Origin of the sequence: Paenarthrobacter sp. NPDC089675, assembly GCF_044749185.1 — a bacterium.
In the GTDB taxonomy this organism is placed as follows: Bacteria; Actinomycetota; Actinomycetes; order Actinomycetales; family Micrococcaceae; genus Arthrobacter.
On record NZ_JBIVHM010000007.1, the window covers coordinates 16,222 to 32,066 of the forward strand.

The following is a 15,845-nucleotide window of genomic DNA, read 5'->3' on the forward strand; positions in this document are numbered from 1 at the left end:
CAGTCCGAACGTCGGCTGCAGCGTTGCCCGTTAGCGATACGGGGCACATTCATGGCACCCACGTCCACCGCTGAGCGCCCCAAAGCACGCGCAATTCAGCCAAATCCCGTCGTTCAGAGCTACTCAGAGCTGCTGAAGAGCGTCAAGTCCGCAGGCCTTGTTGAACGCCGCAGCGGTTTTTACATCTGGGTCTTCGCGGCCCTGTTACTCCTCATGGCCGGCACATGGCTCGGCTTCGCCTTGATTGGCGAGTCCTGGTACCAGCTCCTGATCGCAGCAGCAGTAGGCATCCTGTGTACGCAGCTGAGCTTCCTGGCCCACGAGGCCGGGCACAAGCAGATCTTCGCCTCACGCCGGGCCAACGATTGGTCGGCCCGCCTCCTCGCCACCGGAGTTGCCGGCATCAGTTACTCCTGGTGGGAACACAAGCACGGCGCACACCACAACATCCCAACGTCATTGCCAAGGATCCCGATATCCGGAACAACGCCTTGGTCTTCCACGAGGATGCCGCAGCAGAACGCAATGGCCGGCTGGCCTTCCTCACACGCAGGCAGGGCTGGTTCTTCTTCCCCCTCCTGACGCTGCTCGGCCTGAGCCTCCAGTTCGACTCGCTGCGTTTCGTCTTCGGCAAGGAGAAGGCCCGCCACCGCTGGGTAGAGACGCCCATCCTGGTGGCCCGGCTCACCGCACTTCCGGTACTGGCCTTCACTTTCCTACCCATCGGAATGGCATTTGCCTTCCTCGCCGTCCAGATCATGGTTTATGGCTTCTACATGGGGGCCTCATTCGCGCCGAACCACAAGGGCATGCCGGTCCTTCCCGAGGACAGCCGCGTCGACTTCCTCAACCGCCAGATCCTGACCTCGCGCAACATCTCCGGCGGCCGGTTCATGGACTTCCTCTTGGGTGGCCTGAACCGGCAAGTGGTGCACCACCTGTTCCCGGACATGGCCAGGCCCCAGCTCCACAAAGCTGCAGCCATCGTGCGGGAATTTTGCGCCAAGCATTCCATTCCCTACACCGAAACAACCCTGGTGCAGTCCTACGGCATTGTGGTCTCCTACCTCAATCGGGTGGGTTTGGCGGCCGGGCGGGGCTTTGATTGCCCTGTCGCTTCGACGCACGGACGCCGCTAGCCGTTCGACATCATGGGTGGCTTGCTCCCTAGGATGGATCCTGGAACCGGGCACCGGAAGGACCGTCCCGGAGTAAGGAGCCACCATGACGCACGCAATCGTTGCACAGCAGGCCGGAGGACCCGAGGTCCTCGAGTACGCTTCCGTCGAAGTACCGGCGCCGGGCCCGGGGCAGCTGCTGATCAAGGTCGCAGCTGCCGGGGTCAACTTCATAGAGACCTACCAGCGCAGCGGGATCTACAAGGTGGAATATCCGTTCACCCCCGGCGCCGAGGCTGCCGGAACGGTCGAAGCCATCGGCGAGGGCGTGGAGGACTTCGTCGTTGGGGACAGGGTGGCAACGGCGGAGGGTTCCCGCACGTACGCAGAATTTGCATTGGTGGACGCAGCCAAGGCACTCCCGGTTCCTGCAGGAGTTGATGACCACACCGCCGCCGCCCTCCCCCTCCAAGGAATCACCGCCCACTACCTCATGAACTCCTCCTTCAGGGTTGAGCCCGGGCACAACGTGCTGCTGCACGCCGGCGCAGGTGGAGTAGGCCTCCTCCTGACCCAGTTGCTCAAAGCCCGCGGAGCCCGCGTGATCACCACGGTTTCTTCCGACGAGAAAGCCGAACTTTCCAAGCTGGCCGGCGCCGACGACGTGCTGCGGTATGACGGCTTCGCAGCTAAAGTCCGGGAACTGACCGACGGCGAGGGCGTCAACGTCGTTTACGACGGCGTCGGAAACGACACGTTCGACGATTCCCTGAAGAGCCTGCGCATCCGCGGTGCCATGGTCCTCTTCGGCGCGGCATCAGGCCCTGTACCGCCCTTCGACCCGCAGCGCCTGAACTCGGGAGGATCCCTTTCAATCACCAGGCCCACCATGGCCCACTTTGTACAGAACACCCACGAGCGCCGGTGGCGTTCAACCGAGATCTTCGAAGCGGCAGCTAACGGGACGCTGTCCGTACGCATCGGAGCGAGCTACCCCCTCGCGGAAGCCCCACAGGCCCATCGGGACCTCGAGGGCCGGAAAACCACGGGCAAGGTTCTGCTGGTTCCCTAGGTCCGGATTCCCAAGGCTGCGGGAAACGGCCGGTTATTGCCAGGCGAACAACTGCGCAACACATTGTGACGGGCAGGAAACACTGGACACCTCCCGTTTACCTTTCCGCGCAATGCTGGGCAGGTGAGCACAGAACAACCTGGCGCGGCCACGCAAACACATGCCGTGGCCGCTTACCACCCCCAGTTTCCAGGGTCATCGGCGGCACCTGCCGAACGGACCCTCGTGGATATCCTCGAAGAGACCACGCAGTCCTTCCCGGAGGCATCAGCGCTGGACGACGGCCGGAAGTCACTGAGCTACACGGAACTCCTGGCCGCCGTCCGGGCCTTCGCGCGCGACTTGAACCACGCCGGGCTCGGACGCGGAGACAAGATCGGCGTCCGCATCCCGTCCGGTACCAACGAACTCTACGTAGCCATCCTGGGCATTCTGATGGCAGGGGCCGCCTACGTTCCGGTGGACGCCGACGATCCGGACGAACGCGCCCGGCTGGTCTTCGGAGAAGCCAAGGTGGCTGCCGTTGTCGGCGCCGGTTTGTCCATCCGCGCCACGGATCCGCCACGTCGCCCCGTGCACGGTTGGACCAAGCCGCGCCCCGACGACGACTCCTGGATCATCTTCACTTCCGGCTCCACAGGCACCCCCAAGGGCGTCGCTGTGCAACACCGCTCTTCGGCGGCCTTCGTTGACGCCGAAGCGCGCATCTTCCTGCAACACGAACCGATCGGCCCCCAGGATCGCGTCCTGGCCGGATTGTCCGTCGCCTTCGATGCCTCCTGCGAGGAAATGTGGCTCGCATGGAGGCATGGTGCATGCCTGGTCCCGGCTCCCCGGGCATTGGTCCGCACCGGTATGGACCTGGGTCCTTGGCTCATCAACCACGGCATCACGATCGTTTCGACGGTTCCCACCCTCGCCGCGCTCTGGCCCGCGGAGGCCTTGGAGAACGTCCGGCTCCTGATCTTCGGCGGCGAAGCCTGCCCGCCCGAACTGGCCGAGCGGCTCGCGGTCGATGGCCGCGAAGTATGGAACACCTACGGCCCCACGGAAGCGACGGTGGTCGCCTGTGCGGCGCCGCTCGGCGGTCCGGGCCCGGTCCGGATCGGGCTGCCATTGGATGGCTGGGACCTCGCCGTCGTGGACCCTGAAGGGGTTCCCGTGGCCGAAGGTGAGGTGGGCGAGCTGATCATCGGCGGCGTTGGCCTTGCCCGGTACCTTGATCCGGCCAAGGACGCTGAAAAATACGCGCCCATGAGCACTCTCGGTTGGGCGCGCGCCTACAGGTCCGGCGACTTGGTCCGTTATGACTCTGAAGGCTTGGTCTTCATGGGCCGCGCAGATGAGCAGGTCAAGTTGGGCGGGCGAAGGATCGAACTCGGTGAGGTGGATGCCGCCCTCCAGTCCCTGCCTGGCGTCGCGGGAGCTGCGGCTGCAGTGCAGACGACGACGGCCGGGAACCAGATACTGGTGGGTTACCTCGCGCCATCCGAAGGCGTCGGCCTGGACTTGGACGAAGCCCGCAAGCTCCTGGGTGAAAGCCTGCCGGCTGCGTTGATTCCACTGCTGACCACGGTCGATTCCCTTCCCACCAAGACCAGCGGAAAAGTGGATCGGCATGCCCTCCCTTGGCCCTTGCCCGGTGCCACCGCAGAGGCGGCCGATACGACCCTCAACCTCCCGGAAGACGCCCGCTGGGTGGTGGAGCAATGGGAAGCCGTGCTTGGCAGCCCGGTGGGCTCCCTGGACGCCGACTTTTTCGCTTACGGTGGCGGTTCCCTCGCAGCCGCACAGCTCGTTTCCGCGCTGCGCGTCAGGTATCCGACCATCACCGTTGCCGATATCTACGCCACACCGCGCGTCGGCGCGCTGATCGACGCGGCCAGGCAGTCGGCGCCCGACGGCGGTACGCCGCGGCCCGCTGCTGAGCGCTACGTACGTCCCACAGCCCTGAAGTCACAGGTCTTCCAAGTCCTGATGGGAGTGCCGCTGCACATACTCGTGGGCATGCGGTGGTTGACGTACCTCATGGCCGCAAACAGGCTCCTTGCCGACTTTGCTGGATTCGTTGCCGCTCCAAGAGTTTCCTGGTGGTGGATCGCAGCGTCCTGGCTGGTCTTCGTCAGCCCGCTGGGACGGATGGCCATATCGGTGCTTGCCGCACGGCTCCTGCTGGCCAGGGTTGCACCCGGCACGTACCCACGCTCCGGCAAGACCCACTTGCGGCTGTGGTTGGCTGAGCAAATCCAGGACCTTTCCGGTGCCATCGGGCTGGCCAGCGCACCGTTTGTTCCCTATTACGCGCGGGCCCTCGGCGCGAAAATCGGCCGCGACGTCCATTTGCATTCGCTGCCGCCAGTCACCGGCTTGCTGTCACTTGGAAGCGGAGCAAACGTTGAACCGGAAGTGGACCTGTCCGGCTGGTGGGTGGACGGCGACTCAGTCCACATCGGCCGGATCCACGTTGGCGCGGGCGCAGTCATTGGTTCACGCAGCACCCTCATGCCCGGAGCCACCATCGGTGCAGGCGCCCACGTGGAAGCGGGCTCGGCAGTCTTCGGAAAAGTAAAGTCCGGTCACCTCGTGGCCGGGTCTCCCGCCCAAAGGCGCGGCAAGGCAAAGCAGGACTGGCCCGAGGCTCTCCAGCAACAAATCTTTGACAACCGCCTCTGGTTCACCGCCTTTGCCGGCGCGTCCGCGCTGCTCGCCCTGATCCCCTATCTCTCCGCCTTTGCAGGGGCTTTGGTGGTCCTTGCGTTCATCCGCGGACACGAGTCCTTGGAAACCGCAGCGCCGGTCATCGTTGCCGCGCTCCCACTGGCCGCGCTTGCATGGTTCTTAGCCAACCTCGTACTCATCCTCGTGGTGGCCCGCCTCCTCGGCGTGGGGCTCAAGGCGGGCTACTACCGCGTCCGCAGCCGGGTTGGCTGGCAGGTCTGGGCAACCGAGCGTCTCCTGGACATGGCACGGGATGTCCTGTTCCCCATCTATGCAAGCCTGTTCACGCCCGTCTGGTTGAGGTTGTTGGGCGCGAAAGTGGGCAAGAACGTGGAAGCCTCAACTGTCTTGCTGGTCCCCCGCATGACCACCATCGGTGACGGCGCCTTCCTCGCCGACGACACCATGGTGGCTTCCTACGAACTGGGCGGCGGCTGGATGAAGATTGCTCCCGCGAAGATCGGCAAGCGCTCTTTCCTGGGCAACTCGGGTATGACCGCTGCCGGACGGAACGTTCCCAAGAACTCCTTGGTGGCTGTCCTGTCGGCCACCCCCGCCAAAGCCAAGTCCGGCACCTCGTGGCTGGGCAGCCCGCCCGTGCGCCTCCGGCGCACCGCAGTCGACGCCGATCAGTCCCGCACTTTCCGGCCGCCACGCAGGCTCAAGGTGGCACGGGCCCTCTGGGAAGCCTGCCGGGGCGTTCCGGTCATCCTGACTGTGGCCATCGCCGTCGGAGTCATGCTGGCCCTCGATGTCCTTGCACGGAGTTGGGGCTACTGGGCTGCGGCCCTGCTTGGCGGCGTCGTCATGCTTGCGGCCGGGGCGGTGGCGGCCCTCAGCTCCATCATTGCCAAATGGCTGTTGGTGGGTGCCATCCGGGTTGGCGAGCATCCGCTGTGGAGCTCGTTCATCTGGCGCAACGAAGTGGTGGATACCTTCATCGAAATGGTCAGCGCGCCGTGGTTCGCCCGGTCCGCCGCCGGTACGCCAGCGCTTGTATGGTGGCTGCGGGGACTCGGCGCAAAGATCGGGCGGGGTACGTGGTGCGAAAGCTACTGGCTTCCGGAAGCGGACCTGGTCACCCTTGGCGAGAACTCAACCGTCAACCGCGGCTGCGTGGTGCAGACGCACCTCTTCCATGACCGAGTCATGAGCATCGACACAGTGACGCTGGGTGCCGGCGCCACCATGGGCCCGCACGGCGTCATCCTTCCTGCGGCGCGTGTGGGCGACGGCGGTACTGTTGGGCCGGCGTCGTTGGTCATGCGGGGCGAAACCGTTCCCGCCGGTACCTACTGGATGGGAAATCCCGTGCGGCCTTGGGAGGGTCCGGGCGCGAAGGCCGACCGGCTCAAGTAAATTGGGCAGACCGCAAGTGCAGGGACAAACAGGATTGAGGCCGCCGAACTCCATGACCGAACCATCGCCAAGCAGTCCCGACCCCTACACCCTGGATCACGGCAGCACCGCCTACCGCGTTGACCGGTACGAGCTTGACCTTGATGTACGGCTGGGCAGCAACAGGCTGATCGGGAGGGCCCTCCTGAGGTGCACAGCCCTGGAGCCGACCGGCCAAGTGGTCCTGGACCTGGTGGGGCTGCGGGCATCAAAGATCCAGCTGGACGGCAGGAAAGTCCAAAAGTTCGCCCAGCGCAATGAGCATGTGGTGATCACTCCCCCGGCGCCGCTGAAAGCCGGGCAGCAGTTTGTCCTGGATGTCCGTTACGAGGGCAACCCACAACCCCGCCGCGGACTCTGGGGCGAAGTCGGCTGGGAAGAACTGACCGACGGCGTATTGGTTGCCGGCCAACCGAACGGCGCCGCCTCCTGGTTCCCCTGCAACGACCATCCGCGCAGCAAATCCACCTTCCGGATCGCCATCACTACGGACGACAACTACCGGCCGGTCTGCAACGGAAAACTCATTTCGCGTTCGCGCAAGTCCAGCCGCGAAACGTGGGTGTACGAGCATTCAGTTCCCATGGCCACCTACCTTGCGACCGTCCAGATCGGCCGCTACTCACGGATCCCCCTCGCCCCCGAAGGCACCCACCACGGGGTTCCCCAATTCGTGGCCGTGACGACGGCCATGGCAGAAGGCGCCAGGGACGGCCTGCGACGGCAGCCGGACATGATGCGGACCTTCGAGGACTGCTTTGGACCGTACCCCTTCGATGAGTACACGTCAGTGGTTTCCGAAGACGAACTGGAGATTCCACTCGAAGCGCAGACACTCTCCATTTTCGGCCGTAACCATATGCGGGACACGTGGGAAGCCCAGCGCCTGATCGCGCACGAACTCTCGCATCAGTGGTTCGGAAACTCGCTCACGGCTTGCAGCTGGAAGGACATCTGGCTGCACGAAGGATTTGCTTGCTATGCCGAGTGGCTGTGGTCCGAGGAATCGGGAAGCATGACAGTCGCCGAGCGCGTGCTGGCCGCGTGGAAGAAGCTCGACGTCGGTCCGCAGGACTTGCTGATTGGCGATCCGGGCCCTGAGTTGATGTTCGATGACCGGGTCTACAAGCGTGGCGCCCTCGCTTTGCATGCCCTGCGTGTGTCAGTGGGCGACGAAGCCTTTTTTGCTTTCCTCCACCATTGGACTTCTTCAAACCGCCACGGTTCCGTGTCCACCGAGGCCTTCATCGAAGCTGCGAATTCGTCCGTTCAGGGCTTGGACGCGGCAACGGTTCTGCAACCGTGGCTGTACGAGGCCGCCCTTCCAGCCCTGCCGTCAGGGCGCTAGCCGAGGGCAACGGCGGCAACCAAACCATCAGGCAGTTCCCATTCGGCAACATCGCGGAGCCCAGGCAGGCTCAGCACATCCAGCTCAGCGGGGTTCCGCCTCAGGCCTTCCCCCGTCATTTTCAGCCACGCCTCTTTGCGCGCCCACAGTCGGGCCCGCCGGCTGGCTTGGTCCTGTTCCGGGGCGGATGCCAGAAAGTCCTTCTCGTTGTTGCTCAATGCGACGTCGTCGAAGCCCTCAAAGACAACCCCGCTTATCGCTTCAAGGTCCACGCCCAGCCGCAGGCCATCCGCTGGATGTACGACGCCGGCCAGCAGTACCCAGCCCGACGCACGCGAGGCGCTGAGCAGCAAGGGCGCCGGCCCGCCGTCGAGCATGAAACCGGGCCCTCCGTGGTCCTGGCCGGGGCCGCACTGCGGGCAGTGATAATCGGGCGTCAGCAGCTTGGGGTCCACTTCGAGGAGCGCCGCCGCAAATCGCCTTAGCGCGATCCTGCCGGCGACGAATCCATCGCGGTCTGCCCTGTTGGTGAAGCGGAGGGCCCGCTGGCGCGCGGGATCGTCCAACTGCGCGGGCAGGTTGGCCGGATGGGGCACATCACTGAGCCTGTGCAGCTCCAGCACCGCCTCTTCCACGGATCTCCTTCGCAGCTCTCCTTCGCGCCAGGCGCTTTTGGCTGGACCGGCTTCAGCCTATCTCCTTCCTCCGGGTACCGGCACTTGCCCGGATTCGGAACAACCCGGACACCAGCGGTCCAACAGCGCGCGTCACGAACGTCAAACCGGCACACATCTTTGAGTGGTGTGCGTTCTGCCCACCACTTGGTTGAACAGAAAGCGACGCATTGTTCGAAACAGACGAGAGGCTCGACACGGTTATATTGCCCGCGGTCCTTTGCTTTATTGCCTGGGGTGACTCACTGCTGGTCAGTCGCGCCTTCGATTTCGGACCTTATGTTCACGGCATCGGACTTGCCGTGCATGTGATTTCGTTGGCGGTGGCCTTTGGAACCATCCTGGTGGTCGACTGGCTGGGCATCCTCTGGCTCCTTGGAAAAGTCCCAGTGCACGAACCAGGCAAGCTGGAATCAGCGGCCAAACCGTTGATCTGGGGAGGATTGGCCGGGCTGCTGTTATCAGGGGCATTCATCCGGCCCGATCTGGACAGCCCGTTGACGTGGATCAAGCTTGTGAGCGTCCTCATCCTCATGCTCAACGGCCTTTTCGTTCATCCGGCACTCCAACAGCTGTTCGCCCTTCCCGCGGGAACGCGCTTCGTGGACGTGGGCAGGCTCCTTCGGGTCCGCCTCATGGTGACGGCGGGGATATCGCAAGCGTGCTGGTGGACTGCGGTCCTTATCGGCCTCGTCAACAGCACGTTGCGCAGGTGGCCCGCCTAGCGGCAGCTCCGGTTGAAAGCTCCTTGAACGCGAAAACCCCGGGACCGAAGTCCCGGGGTTTTCGCCTGAATGTCAGCTAGCGCTGGACGGCTCCGAACCGCTCGGCGGCGACGGCCACTGCGGCAGCACGGGCGGAAGATGCCTCATCAGCGGTCAGCGTGCGGTCGTTTGCCCGGAAGCGCAGGCCAAACGCAAGGGACTTTTTGCCCTCGTCAATGCCTGGACCCACGTAGACGTCGAACAAGGCCACGTCTTCCAGGAGCTTCCCGGCACCCTCACGGAGCGCCACGAGCACGTCATCGGCAGGCACGTCCTGCGGGACCACCAATGCGACGTCCTGCGTCGCAATAGGGAATCCGGAGACGTGCTTGGCCACGATCACGTCGGCCGCAGCGTCGAAGAGCGCCTCGACGTCGATCTCCACGGCAACCGAGCGGGCGGGCATGTCGTGTGCAGCGAGGAGCTTCGGGTGCAGCTCCCCGGCGTAACCAACCACTTCACCGCTGCGCAGCGCGAGCTGGGCGGCGCGACCGGGATGGAACGCCTGGTGGCTGCCTTGGCTGACCACAAGCTCCACGCCCAGAACGTCAGCGATGAGGCGAGCAATGTCCAGGCCGTCGGCCCAGTCCCAGAGGCGCGGCGTGTGCGTCGCGGCAGCGGGTGAATCATGGCCCGTCAACACTGCGGCGATGTGCAGCGGCTGGTGCGGAACGCCGTCGAACAGCGCCTCCAGCACCTCCTCCGAAGGCTTGACGCCCAGCGGGGGGATGGACTCCGTTCCGATCTTTTCGCCGGGAAGGAACACTGACCCAGCCTCGTAGATGGCGAGGTCGCGGAAGCCGCGTGAGTGGTTACGGCGCGCAACTTCGATGAGGCCAGGGAGGATGGACGTACGGAGGTAGCCGTGTTCCTCGCTGATCGGGTTGGCGAGTTTCAGCGCCGGACGTGGGGCGCCTTCCTCTGCAACACCGAAGGTATCGTTGGCGGCCTTGGTGACGAACGGGTAGGACAGGACTTCGGTCAGTCCCGCATCGGCCAGGGCCTGCACCACACGGCGCTTCTGATGCTGCGTCCGGCTCAGGCCGCGGCCCGGCGGAGCCACCGGCAGGGTGGCCGGAATGTTGTCGTAACCAACCAGCCGGGCGATCTCCTCTGAGAGGTCTTCCTTGGTTTCAAGGTCATTGCGCCAGCTGGGTGCCGTCACGGCGTAACCCGATGCGGACTTCTCCACGGCAGCGCCGAGGTCCACCAGGGACGTGGTGATCTGCTCTTCCGTGAAGTCGATGCCAATGCGCTTGGAGGCGAAGTCAGCGGGCAACTCGATGGTGACGGCGTCGGGCGCCGTTCCGACGTCGGTGCCGGTCCCGTCAGCGGTGCCACCGGCAAGTTCCACCAGGAGATCCACCACCCGCTGTGCGGCCACGTTGGCAACGTGCCAGTCCACACCGCGCTCGAAGCGCTTGGACGCCTCGGACGGGAGTTTGTGGCGGCGGCGCGAACGGGCGATCGAAACCTCGTCGAAGTGGGCGGCTTCCACCAAGATGTTGGTGGTGGAATCCGAGACCTCGGTGTGGGCCCCGCCCATGACGCCGGCGATGCCGATGGCACCGGAATCATCGGTGATCAGCAGGTCCTCTGCGTCGAGCGTGCGCTCTTTGTCATCAAGGGTGGTGATCTTCTCGCCCGCAACGGCACGGCGCACCACGATGTCGCCCGAGAGCTTGTCGAGGTCGTAGCAGTGGTTCGGCTGGCCGAGTTCCAGCATGACGTAGTTCGAAATGTCCACCGGCAGCGAGATACTGCGGATGCCTGCGAGGCGAAGACGGGAAGACATCCACGGCGGAGTGGGGCGCGAGGCGTCCACTCCGCGGACCGTGCGGGCCACGAAACGGTCGCAGCCGGGCTTGCCGTAGATTGGCGCGTCGTCGTTGAGCTTCACGCCGTAGCCGCCTTGCAGGGCGGCCGGTGCGTTGACCTTCGACGCCGGATCGGTGAAGGCAGTTCCGGTGGCGTGGGCATACTCGCGGGCCACGCCACGGATGGAGAACGCGTAGCCGCGATCCGGTGTGACGTTGATTTCCGCGGCCTCGTCGTAGAGACCCAGCAGTTCCATGGCGTCCGTACCGATTTCGGGGTCGAGGCCGATGCTGGACAACACCAGGATGCCGTCGTGGTCCTCGCCTATGCCGAGTTCGCGGACGGAGGCAATCATGCCTGCGGAAAGGTGGCCGTAGGTCTTGCGTGCCGAAATGTGGAAATCACCGGGCAGGACGGCACCGGGCAAAGTCACCACCACCTTGTCGCCTTCCACAAAGTTATGGGCTCCGCAGATGATGCCCTGGACACCGGAAGGGTCGATGCCTTCGCCGGTGAGGGTCTGCTCCTGTCCCTCCGGAACCACGCGGACCTGGCACCAGTTGATGATCTTGCCGTTGGTTTGCGGTTCTTTGACCAGGCTCAGGACCTGGCCCACCACGATCGGCCCTTTGAGGGCATCGGTGGGCCGGTGGACAGCTTCTTCTTCAAAGCCGACCTTGACCAGGTCCGCCATGACGTCTTCGGCCGTAGCGTCGGCCGGTACCTGCGCGAATTCACGCAGCCAGGAAAGTGGGATACGCACTGTTAGATCTCCATCCCGAAGTGCTCGCTGAAACGTACATCGCCCTCGATCATGTCGCGCATGTCGCCGACTTCGTTGCGGAACATAAGCGTGCGCTCAATGCCCATGCCGAAGGCAAAACCTGAATAGGCGTCCGGGTCAATGCCGGCAGCCCGAAGGACATTCGGGTTGACCATGCCGCAGCCGCCCCATTCGATCCAGCGAGGGCCACCCTTGGCCCCGGGGTGCCAGATGTCCAGTTCGGCGGACGGCTCAGTGAACGGGAAGTAGTTCGGACGCAGCCGGATGGAAGCCTCATCGCCGAACATCTGCCGGGCGAAGTGCTCCAGTGTTCCGCGCAGGTCCGCCATGCTGAGGTTTTTGTCGATGGCCAGGCCCTCGAACTGGTGGAATACCGGCGTGTGGGTGGCATCGAGTTCGTCGGTCCGGAAAACCTTGCCCGGGCACAGGACGTAGATGGGGACTTCGCGTTCCAGCATGGAGCGGACCTGCACGGGTGAGGTGTGCGTGCGCATCAGCAAGTGGGCCTCGGGCGGCTCAACGAAGAACGTGTCCTGCATTTCGCGCGCAGGGTGGTCCGGCTTGAAGTTCAACGCATCGAAGTTGAACCACTCGGATTCCACCTCCGGGCCTTCGGCAATTTCCCAGCCCATGCCAACGAAGATGTCCGATACGCGATCCTGCAGGGTGGACAGCGGGTGGCGTGCACCGGCGCGACGGCGGCGCGGCGCTGCAGTCACGTCAACTGTCTCCTCCACCAGGATGCGGGCGTCATTCTCCGCTTCGAGAACCTGGGTTCGCGCTGCGAGCGCCTGGTTGACCCGTCCGCGCGAGGAACCCATCAGCTTGCCCGCGGCAGCCTTGTGCTCCTTGGCCAGCCCGCCGATTTCACGGTTGGCCAAGCTGAGCGGCGACTTCTCGCCGGTGTGGGCGAGGCGGACGGCCTTGAGTTCTTCGAGCGAGGAGGCGGCCGCAATGGCGGCGATGGCGTCCTCAACGGCGGCGGTGATGGCGGCTTCATCCAGCGGATTCGGGATGGCGGCGCCTGGCAAAGTGTCAGTCATCTACTGTTCTTAGCTACGAGTCGGGAACGGCCGGCATGGCAGGCCTGCAAAACGAAAGGCAGTGCGCGCCGAACGGAGCACACTGCTTTCCAGTCTAGATGAACGTTCCGGCTCCCGGGTTTGGTGACAGCTGCCGGGTCTAGCATTGGCCTCATGACTCCCGGGCAACGGCTCCGCCAAATCGCCAACCTCGTAAACCTGAGCACTCCGCTGGGTTTGCTGGTCTCTGCGGCGTCGCGCTGCCACCTGTCCGGAGGCCCACGGGGCCTGCTGATTGCCGCCGGCTACGCATGGAAGATTCCGCACGCCCGGGCCTTCACCGTTGGGAATGTCGTCCTTTACCGGGAACCACCCGGCGTTGCGGGCCGCGACCTTGGACTGCTCGGTCATGAGGAAAGGCACAGTACCCAGTACGCCTGGTGCCTGGGTCTGCCCTTCCTGGGTTTGTACGGCTTGGCGGCTGCTTGGTCCATGATCAGGACGGGAACGCCCGGGCTGGCGAACTTCTTCGAACGCCGGGCCGGCCTTGAAGCAGGCGGGTACATCGATCATCAGGGGCGGGAAACTGCCCGGAAGCCAACGGAGGCGGCATGAACCGGACCATCACAGTCACCGGAACCGCGAGCGCAAAAGCTGCACCCGATCTTGTGACCTTGACCCTCGGGGTGGAGACGCGTCGGGACACCGCCGCCAAGGCTTATTCCGACGCCGGAGCGGCGGTCGCAGCCGTCACGGCCAGTCTGCGGGAGGGCGGCATTCGGGACGCGGACCTCCGCACGAGCGGGCTCAACCTGCGCGCGGAGCTCGTTTGGGTGGAGGGTCAGGGGCAAAAGGTCACCGCCTATGCAGCCACCACCGAGTTGCTCGTCGGCGTCCGGTCCCGGGCGGACGCGCCCTCGGTTATTGCCGCGGCCGTTGCTGCCGGTGGCGACAACCTCCGGATCAACGGGATTGTGCAAGGGTTCGCCGATCCGTCCGGGCTCTCCAGGCAGGCCCAGGAGGCGGCTTGGGCAGATGCGCGAGAGCGGGCCGGGCATTATGCCTCCTTGGCGGGAGTGCGGTTGGGTCAGGTGGTGTCCATTTCCCAACAGCCGGTGGGCCTTGCGCCCATTCCAGCGGGAGGACTGGTGCGCGCCTTTGCAGCCGAGGCCCTCCCCGTTGAAGCCGGAGAGTCTTCTGTCACTGCGAGCGTCACCGTGGAGTGGGAACTGCTGGCGCCTTAGCAGGGACCACCCGCGGCGTCCGGCAGCGGCTTGTCAATGGACCGCACCGGCCGCGAACTTGTCGTCGACCATTGTTTGGATTGACGTGCGGATCACGACGGCGATGCCCTGGGCGATCGATTCGAGCGGCATCGACGGAAGACTGCTGTCCACCGGAAGCTGCTCCGGCAGGTAGGGAACGTGGACAAACCCGCCACGCACTCCCTCCTTGCTTGCCAGCGCGTGCATGAGTGCGTAGAAGACATGGTTGCAAACGTAGGTGCCCGCAGTTTGGGAGACTTCGGCCCTGATACCTTCGATCTGCAAATTCCTAAGTGCGGCTTTGATCGGCAGGGTGCTGAAGTAGGCCGCGGGGCCGCCAGCCACCACTGCCTCGTCGATGGGCCGTTGACCCCTGTTGTCCGGGATGCGCGCGTCATCACAGTTGATTGCCACGCGCTCGAGGGAAAGCCGGCTCCGGCCCCCGGCCATTCCGACGCTGAGGACGATCGCGGGCCCGTGCTCCCTGAGCGCCTCGCCCAGCACCTTCGCTGAGTCGCCGAACACGCAGGGCAGTTCCACAGTGGCTACAGTGTGGCCTTCCCTACGGAGGATCTCCGCAGCACGCTGCACGGCGAGCCACGAGGGGTTCAACGACTCGCCGCCGAAGGGTTCGAAGCCAGTCAGCAGGATCATGGACCAACATTAGCAACGCAAGGAGGCCGCGCCGGAGGCTTGACTTAAATTCGAACATATCTTCGAATGGAGGACATGAGATGGGACGCACAAGCACTTTCGCCCAACAGTGGACAAGCGTCCGGGATCAGCGGCGAAGGGAGTCGCGGCCCTGCCCCGGCCGGTGACGCCCTGCTGCCGCTCGCCGGACTTGTGCGTTCCATCTCAACACCCGAGTTCTCCGGAGTCACCTTCCATGAGGTCACCGCCAAGTCAGTGCTCAACAAGGTGCCTTCCGGTTCAAACATGCCCTTCGAATGGACCGTCAACCCCTACCGGGGCTGCAGTCATGCGTGTGTCTACTGCTTCGCCCGAAAAACGCACACGTACCTGGACTTCGATTCGGGCCGCGACTTCGACTCACAGGTAGTGGTCAAGGTCAATGCCGCGGAAGTTTTGCGCAAGGAGCTGGCCAAACCCTCTTGGCGGAGGCATCCTGTTGCTCTCGGCACCAACACCGACCCCTACCAGCGCGCCGAAGGGCGTTACGCCCTCATGCCGGGCATCATCAGAGCCCTGGCCGATTCGGGTACACCCTTTTCCATCCTGACCAAGGGGACGTTGCTGTCCAGGGACATCCCGCTCCTTAAGCACGCTGCCACCCAGGTACCGGTGGACCTTGGTATTTCGTTGGCAATGGTCAATCCGGACCTCGCCGAACTCATGGAACCCGGCACCCCTTCACCGCGCGCCCGCCTCAAGCTCATATCCCGGTTGCGCGACGCCGGGCTGGGCTGCGGTGTCATGGCCATGCCAATCCTGCCCTGGCTGACGGACTCCGACGATGCCCTGGACGCTCTTTTCTCAGAGCTTGCTTCGGCAGGTGCGACCGGTGTCACCGCCGGCGCCCTTTATCTCAAACCGGGAACCCGCGAGTGGTACATGAAGTGGCTGGCCACCAACCACCCTGAGCTGGTAGGGCGTTACAGGCGCCTCTACGGCCAGGGTTCTTACGCCCCCAAGGAGTACCGGATCTGGTTGGCCGGCCGCATCAACCACTTCAAGGCGAAATACGGCTTCACCGGAACCCACGGCTTCAGCCACCGGAACGCAAGGCCGGAAGCCGCCGCGGGCAAGCAGGCCCCGACGAACAGCGAACCAGCAGAATTACTTCCCGGCCAAGAGCCTTTGTTCTAGCCAACAACGGTCGCCGGCCAACTATGCACCCGGA

Annotated in this window: 11 protein-coding genes and 1 pseudogene; 8 read left to right on the plus strand and 4 right to left on the minus strand. The window is 64.4% G+C overall.

The window, feature by feature from the left end:
• The first annotated feature begins 51 nt into the window (after positions 1-51).
• From ACIPY2_RS15255 to ACIPY2_RS15270, 4 genes and pseudogenes are all read left to right on the plus strand, one after another.
• Positions 52-1,139: pseudogene (locus ACIPY2_RS15255) on the plus strand (fatty acid desaturase family protein).
• Between the two features lie 85 nt (positions 1,140-1,224).
• Positions 1,225-2,190 carry a quinone oxidoreductase family protein gene (locus ACIPY2_RS15260; protein ID WP_400267235.1) on the plus strand — a complete coding sequence of 322 codons (966 nt, stop codon included), beginning with the start codon at positions 1,225-1,227 and terminating at the stop codon, positions 2,188-2,190.
• A gap of 123 nt (positions 2,191-2,313) precedes the next feature.
• The gene (locus ACIPY2_RS15265; RefSeq protein WP_400267236.1) at positions 2,314-6,267 is read left to right on the plus strand and encodes a Pls/PosA family non-ribosomal peptide synthetase; all 3,954 of its coding nucleotides are present in this window, start codon (positions 2,314-2,316) and stop codon (positions 6,265-6,267) included.
• Positions 6,268-6,319: 52 nt separating this feature from the next.
• On the plus strand, positions 6,320-7,654 hold the full coding sequence (locus ACIPY2_RS15270) for a M1 family metallopeptidase (protein ID WP_400267237.1): 1,335 nt from the start codon (positions 6,320-6,322) through the stop codon (positions 7,652-7,654).
• Here ACIPY2_RS15270 and ACIPY2_RS15275 read toward each other — a convergent pair.
• Positions 7,651-8,289 (minus strand): 4'-phosphopantetheinyl transferase family protein, encoded by a 639-nt coding sequence (locus ACIPY2_RS15275; RefSeq protein ID WP_400267238.1) that lies wholly within the window; start codon positions 8,287-8,289, stop codon positions 7,651-7,653. The two genes, ACIPY2_RS15270 and ACIPY2_RS15275, sit on opposite strands and share 4 nt — an antisense overlap.
• Positions 8,290-8,498: 209 nt before the next feature.
• Here ACIPY2_RS15275 and ACIPY2_RS15280 point away from each other — a divergent pair, with 209 nt between their 5' ends.
• Positions 8,499-9,053, plus strand: coding sequence for a hypothetical protein (locus ACIPY2_RS15280; RefSeq protein ID WP_400267239.1), 555 nt, complete (start codon positions 8,499-8,501; stop codon positions 9,051-9,053).
• A 76-nt stretch (positions 9,054-9,129) separates the two neighbouring features.
• Here the strand turns inward: ACIPY2_RS15280 and pheT are convergent, their stop codons facing one another.
• The gene (pheT, locus tag ACIPY2_RS15285) at positions 9,130-11,673 is read right to left on the minus strand and encodes a phenylalanine--tRNA ligase subunit beta (protein ID WP_400267240.1); all 2,544 of its coding nucleotides are present in this window, start codon (positions 11,671-11,673) and stop codon (positions 9,130-9,132) included.
• A gap of 2 nt (positions 11,674-11,675) precedes the next feature.
• Positions 11,676-12,737 (minus strand): phenylalanine--tRNA ligase subunit alpha, encoded by a 1,062-nt coding sequence (gene pheS / locus ACIPY2_RS15290; protein ID WP_400267241.1) that lies wholly within the window; start codon positions 12,735-12,737, stop codon positions 11,676-11,678.
• 153 nt (positions 12,738-12,890) lie between these two features.
• On the opposite strand from pheS, the gene ACIPY2_RS15295 reads away from it, so the two are divergent.
• Together ACIPY2_RS15295 and ACIPY2_RS15300 are read left to right on the plus strand one after the other, a co-directional pair.
• Complete coding sequence (locus ACIPY2_RS15295) at positions 12,891-13,331, plus strand: hypothetical protein (protein ID WP_400267242.1); 441 nt, start codon at positions 12,891-12,893, stop codon at positions 13,329-13,331.
• Positions 13,328-13,960 (plus strand): SIMPL domain-containing protein, encoded by a 633-nt coding sequence (locus ACIPY2_RS15300; protein ID WP_400267243.1) that lies wholly within the window; start codon positions 13,328-13,330, stop codon positions 13,958-13,960. Before ACIPY2_RS15295 ends, ACIPY2_RS15300 begins: the two co-directional genes overlap by 4 nt.
• A 33-nt stretch (positions 13,961-13,993) precedes the next feature.
• Here the strand turns inward: ACIPY2_RS15300 and pcp are convergent, their stop codons facing one another.
• Positions 13,994-14,635 (minus strand): pyroglutamyl-peptidase I, encoded by a 642-nt coding sequence (pcp, locus tag ACIPY2_RS15305; protein ID WP_400267244.1) that lies wholly within the window; start codon positions 14,633-14,635, stop codon positions 13,994-13,996.
• A 75-nt stretch (positions 14,636-14,710) separates the two neighbouring features.
• On the opposite strand from pcp, the gene ACIPY2_RS15310 reads away from it, so the two are divergent.
• Positions 14,711-15,811: an Rv2578c family radical SAM protein gene (locus tag ACIPY2_RS15310; RefSeq protein WP_400267245.1), complete on the plus strand. Its 1,101-nt coding sequence runs from the start codon at positions 14,711-14,713 to the stop codon at positions 15,809-15,811.
• The last annotated feature ends 34 nt before the right edge of the window (positions 15,812-15,845 follow it).

Coding starts and splice junctions, on each gene's coding strand:
- ACIPY2_RS15300 (WP_400267243.1), top strand. CDS start 13,328: ATGAACCGGACCATCACAGTCACCGGAACCGCGAGCGCAAAAGCTGCA.
- pheS (WP_400267241.1), bottom strand. CDS start 12,737: ATGACTGACACTTTGCCAGGCGCCGCCATCCCGAATCCGCTGGATGAA.
- ACIPY2_RS15310 (WP_400267245.1), top strand. CDS start 14,711: ATGAGATGGGACGCACAAGCACTTTCGCCCAACAGTGGACAAGCGTCC.
- pcp (WP_400267244.1), bottom strand. CDS start 14,635: ATGATCCTGCTGACTGGCTTCGAACCCTTCGGCGGCGAGTCGTTGAAC.
- ACIPY2_RS15295 (WP_400267242.1), top strand. CDS start 12,891: ATGACTCCCGGGCAACGGCTCCGCCAAATCGCCAACCTCGTAAACCTG.
- ACIPY2_RS15260 (WP_400267235.1), top strand. CDS start 1,225: ATGACGCACGCAATCGTTGCACAGCAGGCCGGAGGACCCGAGGTCCTC.
- ACIPY2_RS15270 (WP_400267237.1), top strand. CDS start 6,320: ATGACCGAACCATCGCCAAGCAGTCCCGACCCCTACACCCTGGATCAC.